Below are 10,462 nucleotides of genomic sequence, written 5' to 3'. Positions count from 1 at the left end.
GAGCCGCCGGGCGCGCGCCGCGGGCGACGAGCACGGCGGGGCCGGCCCCGCCCTGGAGCACGCCAACGTGGTCCGCGACGAGACGCTGACGCACCCGCGCTCGGTCTTCCAGGTGCTCAAGCGGCACTACTCGCGCTACACCCCGGAGATGGTCGAGGAGGTGTGCGGCATCCCGCAGTGGCAGTTCCACCAGATCGCCGACGCCCTGACGGCCAACTCCGGTCGCGAGCGCACGACCTGCTTCGCCTATGCCCTCGGCTGGACCCAGCACAGCCTCGGCGCGCAGTTCATCCGCACGGCGGCGATCCTGCAGCTGCTCATGGGCAACATGGGCCGCCCGGGTGGCGGGATCATGGCCCTGCGCGGGCACGCGAGCATCCAGGGGTCGACCGACATCCCGACCCTCTTCAACATCCTCCCCGGGTACCTGCCGATGCCGATGGTGGGCCAGCACGACACCTACGAGGAGTACCTCAGCAGCATCGCGTCACCGCTGCAGAAGGGCTTCTGGACCGAGGCACCGAGCTACACCGCGAGCCTGCTCAAGGCGTGGTTCGGCGACGCCGCGACGCCGGACAACGACTTCTGCTTCGACTACCTGCCCCGGCTCACCGGTGCCCACGGCACCTACCAGACGGTGATGTCGATGCTCGACGACGAGGTCGAGGGCTACTTCATCCTCGGGCAGAATCCGGCGGTCGGCTCGGCCCACGGCAAGATGCAGCGGCTGGCGATGACGCACCTGAAGTGGGTCGTCGTCCGCGACTTCCAGCTCATCGAGTCGGCGACCTTCTGGAAGGACTCCCCCGAGATCGCCAGCGGCGAGCTGAGGACGGAGGACATCGACACGGAGGTCTTCTTCTTCCCCGCCGCCAACCACGTCGAAAAATCGGGCACCTTCACCCAGACCCAGCGGATGCTGCAGTGGCACCACCAGGCGGTCACGCCGCCGGACGACTGCCAGAGCGAGCTGGAGTTCTTCCACGAGCTCGGGGTGCGCATCCGCGAGCGGCTCAAGGACTCCACCGACGAGCGGGACCGGCCGCTGCTCGACATGACGTGGGACTACCCCAAGGACGAGCACGGTGAGACCGATGCCGAGGCGGTCCTGCGGGAGATCAACGGCTACCACCTCACGGGTGAGCGCGCCGGGCAGATGCTCGACAAGTTCGCCGACATGCGGCCCGACGGCTCGACGTCCGGTGGCTGCTGGATCTACACCGGTGTCTTCGCCGGTGGGGTCAACAAGTCGAAGAACCGCGTGCCCGCGACCGACCCGGACGACATCGCCCTCGACTGGGGCTGGGCCTGGCCGATGAACCGGCGCATCCTCTACAACCGCGCCTCGGCGGCACCGGACGGCACCCCGTGGAGCGAGCGCAAGAAGTACGTGTGGTGGGACGCCGACGCCCAGAAGTGGGTCGGCAAGGACGTGCCCGACTTCCCGATCGACCGGGATCCCGCCTTCCGCCCCGACCCGGACGTCGGTGGACCGGCGGCGATCGCCGGTGACGACCCCTTCATCATGCAGGCCGACGGCAAGGGCTGGCTCTATGCACCCAAGGGCATGGTCGACGGTCCGCTCCCGACGCACTACGAGGCGCAGGAGTCGCCGGTCGCCAACCCGCTGTACTCGCAGCAGCGCAACCCCTCGCGTCTGGTGTACCCGCGCAAGGACAACCTGTGGAGCCCCTCCGGCGACGAGCCGGGGTCGGACGTCTACCCCTTCGTCTTCACCACCTACCGGCTCACCGAGCACCACACCGCCGGAGGCATGAGCCGCTGGCTGCCGTACCTGTCGGAGCTGCAGCCGGAGATGTTCTGCGAGGTCTCCCCCGAACTCGCCGAGCAGCAGGGCCTGGTCAACGGCGAGTGGGCGACGATCATCTCCGCGCGCAGCGCCATCGAGGCCCGTGTACTCGTCACCGAACGGATGACCCCGCTGACGATCAAGGGCCGCACGGTCCACCAGATCGGTCTGCCCTACCACTGGGGTGTCGGCCGGGACGCGGTCGTCGAGGGCGACGGCGCCAACGACCTGCTCGGTCTGACGCTCGACCCCAATGTCCAGATCCAGGAGTCCAAGGTGGGTTCCTGCGACATCGTCCCGGGCCGCCGCCCGCGCGGCGAGGAGCTGTTGCGCCTCGTCGCCGAGTACCAGTCCCGGTCCGGCACGACCGCCCAGACGGGCAACGAGCGCTCTGACGAGGTCGCACCCGACATCGCGGCCGCCCGCGCCGCCACCCGCGAGGAGGGAGATCGCTGATGGGGTACCTGACCCGCCAGCTCTCGGGCCCGACCGAGCCGGCCACCGATGCCGGCTGGAGCGAGGCGCCGAGCCGCAAGGGGTTCTTCACCGACACCTCGATCTGCATCGGCTGCAAGGCCTGCGAGGTCGCGTGCAAGGAGTGGAACGGCATCCCGCTCGACGGGCTGGCCATCACCGGCAACTCCTACGACAACACCGGTGACCTCGGCGCGAGCACGTGGCGGCACGTCGCCTTCGTCGAGCAGAGCAAGGACCGCATCGAGGCCGCGCGCGAGTCCGGGCGGGCTCTGGTGGACCTGGGGATGCCCTCGGTCGGAGCGCCTGAGGACAGCGCCCTTCGAGGCTCGCTCGCGGAGCGAACTCGCACCTCAGGGAGCGTGGGGGGCGCGGGCCAGCCGGCGGGCTACGGCAGCCTGCCCGCCCCCATCGAGGGCCACGGCCCGGCGCTGACCGACCTGCTCGCGGACAAGGCGCAGGCCGAGGCGACCGATCTGGGCACGACCGTCGACGGTGTCCCGATCGTCGGGCCGGTGCCGCAGTTCCGGTGGCTGATGTCCTCCGACGTGTGCAAGCACTGCACCCACGCCGGGTGCCTCGACGTCTGCCCGACGGGCGCGCTCTTCCGCAGCGAGCACGGCACGGTCGTCGTCCAAGCCGACGTCTGCAACGGGTGCGGCTACTGCGTCGGGGCCTGTCCCTTCGGCGTCATCGAACGACGCAACGACCAGAGTGTCTCGGTCTCCGGCGACGGCCACGTGCCCAACGTCGGTGTCGCGCAGAAGTGCACGCTCTGCTACGACCGCCTGACCCACGACCAGACACCCGCCTGCGCGCAGACCTGCCCGACGACGTCGATCAAGTTCGGCGACCACGACGACATGGTGAGCGCCGCCCGCGAGCGGGTCACCCAGCTGCACGAGCAGGGCTTCACCGAGGCCCGGCTCTACGGCGCCAACGAGCACGACGGCGTCGGCGGCACGGGGTCGGTCTTCCTCCTGCTCGACGAGCCGGAGGTCTACGGCCTCCCGCCGGACCCCGAGGTCCCGAGCAAGCACCTGCCCGAGATGTTCCGCGCAGCGGGCGTCGCCGGCCTCGGCCTGATCGGCGCGGTCGCCGTCTCCTTCATCGGGAGCAGGTCGTGACGACCTCCCCCTTCGACAACTACCGGCCGCCCGAGGAGGGCCGCAAGCGCCGCCGCGACTCCGGGGTGCGCGGTGCGGTGACCGGTGCCGCCCGTGACCTGACGAAGGGAGGGCGCGGCTGGCTCAGCCGTGACGGCGGCGGTCGCCGCGAGGCGCCGGCCGTGCCGGACGCCGAGTTCTCCAGCTACTACGGTCAGCCGATCGTCAAGGTCGTGCCGTGGGACCACAAGATCTCCGCCTACCTCTTCGTCGGTGGCATCGCCGGCACCTCCGGCATCATCCAGGCGGGCGCTGCCGCGACGGGCAACGCTGTCCTGCAACGCAACTCGCGGCTGGTCGCGATGACGACCGTCGCGCTGAGCGGGGTGGCGCTCGTCGCTGACCTCGGCCGGCCCGAGCGCTTCCTCAACATGCTGCGCACGGTCAAGCTCACCTCGCCGATGTCGGTCGGTACGTGGATCCTGTCGGGCTACGCGACCTTCGCCGGGGTGACCACGGCCGGCGAGGTGCTGCGCCTGCTCCCCGCTCGAGGGCCGGTCACCGCCCTCACCCGGGTGACCGACGCGCTCGGGACCCCGTCGACGATCGGGCAGGCCGCCTTCGGCGCCCCGCTGGCGGCCTACACGGCCGTGCTCCTCGCCGACACCGCGCACCCGGTATGGCACGAGAGCCGGCGCGAGCTCCCCTTCGTCTTCGTCGGGTCCGCGGCGCTGGCCTCCGGCGGAGTCCAGATGGCCCTGACCCCGACCTCTCTGGCCGCACCGGTGCGACGACTCGCGCTGGCAGGTGTCGCGACCGAGCTGCTCGCGATGCACCGGCTCGAGGAGCACCTCGACGACCTGGGCATCGACGAGCCGGTCACCTCGGGCAAGGGCGCGGGCAAATTGCGTCTGGCCAAGGGGCTGGTGATTGCCGGCGGTGTCGGCACCCTCCTGTCCGGGCGCAGTCGTCTGGTCGCCATCGCCTCGGGTGCGGCGCTGGCCGCTGCCTCGGCCCTGACCCGCATGGGCATCGTCGAAGCAGGCATGGAGTCCGCGAGCGACCCCAAGTACACCGTCCGGGTCCAACGGGACCGCTTGGCTGAGCGTCGCCGTCAGGGCGTCGTCCACGACAGCGCCGTGACGGTCAGGTAGCACCCGACAACTGGGAGGTTCCATGAGCACGGCGACCGAGCAGGCCCCGACGACCACCGGTGGCAACCGGTGGCTCGTCCTTGCCGGAGGCGTCCTGGTCCAGCTGACCATCGGCGCGGTCTACGCGTGGAGCACCTTCAGCAAGGCGATCCAGTCGGACTCGTCGGCGATCGAGCTGTCCAAGGTGCAGGCCACCATCCCCTTCGAGGTGGCCATCGGCATGCTCTTCCTCGGGACCTTCCTCGGAGGCCGGATCCAGGACAAGCGCGGCCCGCGGCTCGTCGCCCTGACCGGTGTCGTCATCTACTCCCTCGGCATCATCCTCGCGAGCTTCACCCGCGACGCCTCCGACCTGTGGCTGCTGATCCTCGGTTACGGCGTGCTCGGGGGCTTCGGCCTCGGTCTGGCCTACATCGTGCCGATCGCCATGCTGCAGAAGTGGTTCCCCGACAAGCGCGGCCTGATCACCGGCATCGCGGTCGGCGGGTTCGGCTTCGGTGCGGTCATCACCTCGCCGCTGGCCCAGCGGATGATCGACGGCATCGATGGCTACGAGGTGCACCCCACCAAGGCCTTCCTCTACCTCGGCATCGCGTACCTGATCTTCGGCCTCATCGGCGCCTCGGTCTTCAAGAACCCGCCGGAGGGCTACGTCGCCCCGGGCGTGGCCAAGGCGCACGAGCAGCACGACACCAAGAAGGAGGAGGCGGCCGCCAAGGCGGGCCGAGACTTCACCCAGCAGGAGGCGCTGAGCACGCCCCAGTGGTACATGCTCACGCTCATCCTGACGATCTCGGTCACCGCCGGCATCTCGCTCATCTCCGTCGCGGCCGGCACCGCGACCGACGTCGCGGGCATGAGCGCTGCCGCCGCCGCGACCCTGGTCGGCGTCATGGGCCTCTTCAACGGTGGTGGCCGCATCCTGTGGGCCGCGATCTCCGACCGGATCGGCCGGATGCCCGCCTTCGTCGGCATCCTCGGCCTGCAGGGCCTGGCGTTGCTCGCCATCCCGCACATCGGCAACGCCGCAGTCTTCTACGTGCTGTGTGCGGTGGTCTACACCTGCTACGGCGGCGCCTTCGGCACCCTGCCCTCGACCGCCGGCGACTTCTTCGGCGTGAAGAACTCCGGCGCGATCTACGGCCTGATGCTCATCGGGTGGTCGATCGGTGGCGTCGTCGGCCCGCTGCTCATCTCGTGGCTCGTCGGCGAGGACCAGGCGTACACGCTCGGCTTCACCGTCATGGGCGTCATCGCCCTCGTCGGCCTGATCATCCCCTTCATCGCCAAGCCGCCGAAGCACCACCAGGCCAACGCCTGACCTGTCGGACCTCACGACTCTGCATTGCCCGACGGCAATGCAGAGTCCTGATGTCGAGAGGTTGCATTTCCCCGGGGAAATGCGCCTTCGGGGGAGCGCCGGGCAGCGCATCCCGGTCTGATCCCGCGCGCTCTCACTCGCGGACGTCGGCGGGGCCGGTGTGCAGGGGCAGGCCCGCGGCGGCCCAGGCCTCGACCCCACCGATGACGTCGGTCGCGTCCACCCCGAGCGAGCGAAGGGAGACCGCGGCCAGCGACGAGCTGTAGCCCTGGCGGCACAGCACGACGACGCGGGTCCCGGGCAGCGCCTCGGGGATGCGGTGCGGGCAGGTCGGGTCAAGGCGCCACTCGAGCACAGTCCGGTCGACGACGAGCGCCCCGGGCAGCTCGCCCTGCCGGGCCCGCTGCGCGGCGGTGCGGGTGTCGATGACGAGGGCTCCCCCCTTCGCCGCGTCGTGGGCCTGCTGCGGGGTGAGCCGGGCCAGCCCGGCTCGGGTCGTCTCGAGGAGCCGGTCGACCTCGCTCACACGACCTGCACGAGGACGCCGTCGCCGAGCGAGCCGGCCGCGACGGTCTCGCCGACGACGGGTGCGCCTGGGACCTCGCCCACGACGAGCAGCCCGCCGGAGGTCTGGGCGTCGGCGAGCAGGATGAGCTCGTCCTCGGCGATGCCGTCGGCCGCGAGGTGCGGACGCACCCAGTCGAGGTTGCGGCGGGAGCCGCCGGGGACGTGACCGGCGGCGAGGGCCTCGCGGGCGCCAGCGACATAGGGCACGGCCGCCGCGTCGACGCGAGCGGCGACGCCCGAGGCGCGAGTCATCTTGTAGAGGTGGCCGAGCAGACCGAAGCCGGTGACGTCCGTCGCCGCCCGGATGCCCGCCGCGACGGCTGCTCGGGAGGCGTCGCGGTTGAGGGTGACCATCGAGGCGATCGCCTCCTCGCTGCGCTCGCCGGTCGCCTTGTGCCTGTTGTTGAGAACCCCGACGCCGAGCGGCTTGGTCAGGCTGATCGGCAGCCCCGCCTCGGCGGCGTCGTTGCGCATGAGCCGCTCGGGGTCGGCCGTGCCGGTCACCGCCATGCCGTAGATCGGCTCGGGCGCGTCGATGCTGTGGCCGCCGAGCACGGGGAAGCCCGCCTCGGTCGCGACGTCGAGGCCCCCGCGCAGGACCTCGCGCAGCAGGTCGGTCGGCAGGAGCTCGCGCGGCCAGGCGACGAGGTTGATCGCCATGACCGGGTCGCCGCCCATCGCGTAGATGTCGGAGACGGCGTTGGCCGCGGCGATCCGCCCCCAGTCGTACGGGTCGTCGACGACCGGCGTGAAGAAGTCGGCCGTCGACAGCGCGGCCCGCCCGCCCTCGATCCGCACGGCGGCCGCGTCGTCACCATCGTCGAGGCCGACGAGGACGTCCGAGCCGGGCGGCGCGGCGACGTGCAGCCCCGCGACGATCTGCTCGAGCTCCCCCGCCGGGATCTTGCAGGCGCATCCTCCGCCGCGGGCGTACTGGGTCAGTCGGACCGGCTCCATGACCACACACTAGGACCAGCCCGTGTGACGGGGACCACCTGCCCTATGGTGGGCCTCGGAGGCGTCTGGGTTCCTGGTGGTCCCCCCGGTCTTCAACACCGGTGAGGCCGAGCATCTCGGTCTGGCGGGTTCGATTCCCGTCCGCCTCCGCCAAGCCCTGCGAGGGGCCGTCACCTCCCCTCGTACCCGGACGAAGGGAGCGCCACCGTGAGCGAGGACCCGCGCCGGACGATCCCCCGCACCGACACGCTGCTGGCGGCGCCCCCCTTCGTCGCCGCCGCGGAGCGCCTCGGTCGTGGCGCGGTGCGCGCCGCGATCACCTCGGCCCAGCAACAGGCACGCGAAGGGAGCATCGCCCCCGCCGACGTCGCCGACGTCGCCCTCGGACGACTGCCGCACCGCGCCTCCTCGCTCACCCCCGTCATCAACGCCACCGGGGTCGTGGTCCACACCAACATCGGCCGGGCGCCGTTGTCCCCCAGCGCGATCGAAGCAGTCGTCGACGCGGCCGGCTACGTCGACGTCGAGATGGACCTGGGCACCGGGGCCCGCAGCCGGCGCGGCGCCGGGGCACTCGCGGCACTGCTCGAGGCCGTCCCGGACGCCGGCGGTGCCCTGGCCGTCAACAACGGCGCGGCCGCCCTCGTCCTCGCGACGACGGCACTGGCCGCCGGGCGCGAGGTGGTTGTCTCCCGCGGCGAGATGGTCGAGATCGGCGACGGGTTCCGCCTGCCCGATCTCATCGCCTCGACCGGAGCGAGGCTGCGCGAGGTCGGCACGACCAACCGCACCCACCTGCGTGACTACGCCGACGCGATCGGCCCGGAGACGGGGTGCGTGCTCAAGGTGCACCCGAGCAACTTCCGCGTGGACGGGTTCGTCTCGTCCGTGGGTCTCGAGGAGCTGGACGGGCTGACCCGCCCCGACGGGAGCGCCGTCCCGGTCGTCGCCGACATCGGCTCCGGACTCCTCGCGCCCGACCCGCTGCTGCCCGACGAGCCGGATGCGGCGACGTGGCTGCGCGCCGGGGCGACGATCGTCACGGCGAGCGGCGACAAGCTGCTCGGTGGTCCGCAGGCCGGGCTCGTCCTCGGTGACGCCGAGGTCGTCGAGAGGCTGCGTCGGCACCCGCTGCAGCGCGCGCTGCGCGTCGACAAGCTCACCCTCGCCGCGCTCGAGGCGACACTGCGCGGACCCCTGCCGCCGGTCACCGCGGCGCTGCACGCCACCGCCGACGAGCTGCTGCCCCGGGTCGAGGCCCTGGCGGCGGCGGTCGGCCGGGAGGTCGTCGCGGTCGACGGCCGCGTGGGTGGCGGTGGCGCCCCCGGGGTGCCGCTGCCCGGCTGGGCGGTCGAGGTCCCCGTGGACGCGGTGCCGCTGCTGCGCCGACCCGACGGCGACCTGCCCGTGGTCCTCGCCCGGGTCGACCGCGGGCGGGGCCTGGTCGACCTGCGCTGCATCCCGGCGGACCGGGACGCAGACGTCGAGGTCGCGCTGCGAGCGGCGTTGGGGCACAACGACACCGCGTCACCGGACGACGGAGGATCGGGCGAGAGGCCCCCTTCGTCATGAGGCGGGTGCTCGCCACTGCCGGGCACGTCGACCACGGCAAGTCCACCCTCGTGCGCGCGCTGACGGGACGCGATCCCGACCGGCTGCGCGAGGAGCGCGAGCGCGGGCTGACGATCCAGCTCGGCTACGCGTGGACGACCCTGCCCAGCGGCGCGGAGGTCGCCTTCGTCGACGTGCCGGGGCACCAGCGGTTCGTCGGGACAATGCTCTCGGGGCTCGGTCCGGCGCCCGCTGTCGTCTTCGTCGTGGCGGGCGACCAGGGCTGGCAGGCGCAGAGCAGCGAGCACCTGGCCGCCGTGCAGGCGCTCGGCATCACCGACGGGCTGCTCGTCATCACCCGCTGCGACCTCGCCGACGACGGCGCGCGCACACGGGTGCGGGACGAGGCGACCCGCCGGCTCGGCGACGTCGGGCTCGCGGCGCCCGTCGTCGAGGTCTCGGCGGTGACCGGGCAGGGGATGGACGAGCTGCGGACGGCGCTCGACGACCTCTCGGCGCGTCTGCCCGAGCCGGATCCCGTTGCGCCCGTGCGCCTCTGGGGTGATCGGGCGTTTTCGGTCTCCGGCGCCGGCACGGTCGTGACCGGGACCCTCGGGACCGGCACGATCCGCACCGGTGACCACCTGACCCTGCTCGACCAGGGGGCCGTCCGCGAGGTCACCGTGCGCGGCCTGCACAGCCAGGACACCGCACGCGACGACGTCGGGCCGGTCTCACGGGTCGCGGTCAACCTGCGGCGCGTGGAGGACGTCGGACGCTCGGCCGTGCTGCTCACGCCGGGCGCCTTCGAGCTGGCGGCGACGATCGACGTCGCGCTCATGCCGGTCGGTGACGGCGGGAGCCTGCATTCCCCTACGGCAATGCAGACACAGCCCGCGCAGGCGCCCGGGGAGATGCGCGTCGTCGAGCGGGCGACCCTGCACGTCGGATCGACGGACCTCGAGGTGCACGTGCGACCGCTCGGTGCGGAGGCGGCGCGGCTCATCTCGGACACGCGACTGCCGTGGCGGGTGGGTGACCGCGCGATCCTGCGCGACCCGGGCAGCCGCCGGCTGTGGTCGGTGCGGGTCCTGGACGTCGACCCCCTCCCCCTCACCCGACGCGGCGCCGCAGGACGAAGGGGACAGGCCCTCGCCTCCGACGACCTCGCCACGACTCGTCTGCGGTCACGGGCGGCGGACCGGGTGGAGGTCTTCGCGCGGCTGGGACTGGGGGCGCCGGGCGGTGCCGTGCGCCACGGGGACTGGTACGTCGACGCCGACACCATGGAGGTCTGGCGCACCCGCCTGACCGAGGCCGTCCGTGCCCACCACGCCCAGGACATCCTGAGCGCCGGGGTCCCCCTCGCCGAGGCGGCTCGGGCCCTCGGCCTGCCCGACCACCTGCCTGCTGCCCTCGGTCAGGAGCTCGTCCCCGTGCTCGCCGAGCAGGCGCGGCTCGCCGTCACCGACGGCCGGGTCCACGACCCGGCATCGGCCGGGCTCGGGCCCGCCGAGGCGGG

At 72.3% G+C, this 10,462-nt stretch carries 8 protein-coding genes and 1 tRNA gene; 7 read left to right on the top strand and 2 right to left on the bottom strand.

Annotated features, from left to right (window positions below; all coding sequences use genetic code 11):
- From JAN01S_RS15660 to JAN01S_RS15645, 4 genes are all read left to right on the top strand, one after another.
- The coding region (locus JAN01S_RS15660) for a molybdopterin dinucleotide binding domain-containing protein (protein WP_068319655.1) at window positions 1-2,266 on the top strand (2,266 nt) is incomplete at its 5' end.
- On the top strand, window positions 2,266-3,411 hold the full coding sequence (locus tag JAN01S_RS15655; RefSeq protein WP_068319653.1) for a 4Fe-4S dicluster domain-containing protein: 1,146 nt from the start codon (window positions 2,266-2,268) through the stop codon (window positions 3,409-3,411). The genes JAN01S_RS15660 and JAN01S_RS15655, both read left to right, overlap by 1 nt.
- Complete coding sequence (nrfD, locus tag JAN01S_RS15650; protein WP_068319651.1) at window positions 3,408-4,544, top strand: NrfD/PsrC family molybdoenzyme membrane anchor subunit; 1,137 nt, start codon at window positions 3,408-3,410, stop codon at window positions 4,542-4,544. Before JAN01S_RS15655 ends, nrfD begins: the two co-directional genes overlap by 4 nt.
- Window positions 4,545-4,566: 22 nt before the next feature.
- Complete coding sequence (locus JAN01S_RS15645) at window positions 4,567-5,865, top strand: L-lactate MFS transporter (RefSeq protein ID WP_068319647.1); 1,299 nt, start codon at window positions 4,567-4,569, stop codon at window positions 5,863-5,865.
- 133 nt (window positions 5,866-5,998) lie between these two features.
- On the opposite strand, the gene JAN01S_RS15640 is transcribed toward JAN01S_RS15645, so the two are convergent.
- Together JAN01S_RS15640 and selD are read right to left on the bottom strand one after the other, a co-directional pair.
- Complete coding sequence (locus JAN01S_RS15640) at window positions 5,999-6,391, bottom strand: rhodanese-like domain-containing protein (RefSeq protein WP_068319645.1); 393 nt, start codon at window positions 6,389-6,391, stop codon at window positions 5,999-6,001.
- The gene (gene selD / locus JAN01S_RS15635; RefSeq protein WP_068319642.1) at window positions 6,388-7,389 is read right to left on the bottom strand and encodes a selenide, water dikinase SelD; all 1,002 of its coding nucleotides are present in this window, start codon (window positions 7,387-7,389) and stop codon (window positions 6,388-6,390) included. The genes JAN01S_RS15640 and selD overlap by 4 nt, the downstream gene beginning before the upstream one ends.
- Window positions 7,390-7,446: 57 nt before the next feature.
- Between selD and JAN01S_RS15630 the strand changes: the two genes are divergently transcribed.
- The 3 genes from JAN01S_RS15630 to JAN01S_RS15620 form a co-directional block, all read left to right on the top strand.
- A tRNA-Sec gene (locus JAN01S_RS15630) sits at window positions 7,447-7,542 on the top strand.
- Window positions 7,543-7,596: 54 nt separating this feature from the next.
- Complete coding sequence (gene selA / locus JAN01S_RS15625; protein ID WP_068319640.1) at window positions 7,597-8,961, top strand: L-seryl-tRNA(Sec) selenium transferase; 1,365 nt, start codon at window positions 7,597-7,599, stop codon at window positions 8,959-8,961.
- Window positions 8,958-10,462, top strand: a 1,505-nt coding sequence (locus JAN01S_RS15620) for a GTP-binding protein (protein WP_169797249.1), incomplete at its 3' end; no start/stop codon positions are given. The genes selA and JAN01S_RS15620, both read left to right, overlap by 4 nt.

Origin of the sequence: Janibacter anophelis NBRC 107843 (genome assembly GCF_001570945.1) — a bacterium.
In the GTDB taxonomy this organism is placed as follows: Bacteria; Actinomycetota; Actinomycetes; order Actinomycetales; family Dermatophilaceae; genus Janibacter; species Janibacter anophelis.
Note: the sequence above shows the minus strand (reverse complement) of the source record. Positions and strands in the feature narration are given on the sequence as shown.

What these genes read in the sequence shown, in the direction of transcription:
- JAN01S_RS15645 (WP_068319647.1), top strand. Translation starts at nt 4,567, where the DNA reads ATGAGCACGGCGACCGAGCAGGCCCCGACGACCACCGGTGGCAACCGG.
- selD (WP_068319642.1), bottom strand. Translation starts at nt 7,389, where the DNA reads ATGGAGCCGGTCCGACTGACCCAGTACGCCCGCGGCGGAGGATGCGCC.
- JAN01S_RS15655 (WP_068319653.1), top strand. Translation starts at nt 2,266, where the DNA reads ATGGGGTACCTGACCCGCCAGCTCTCGGGCCCGACCGAGCCGGCCACC.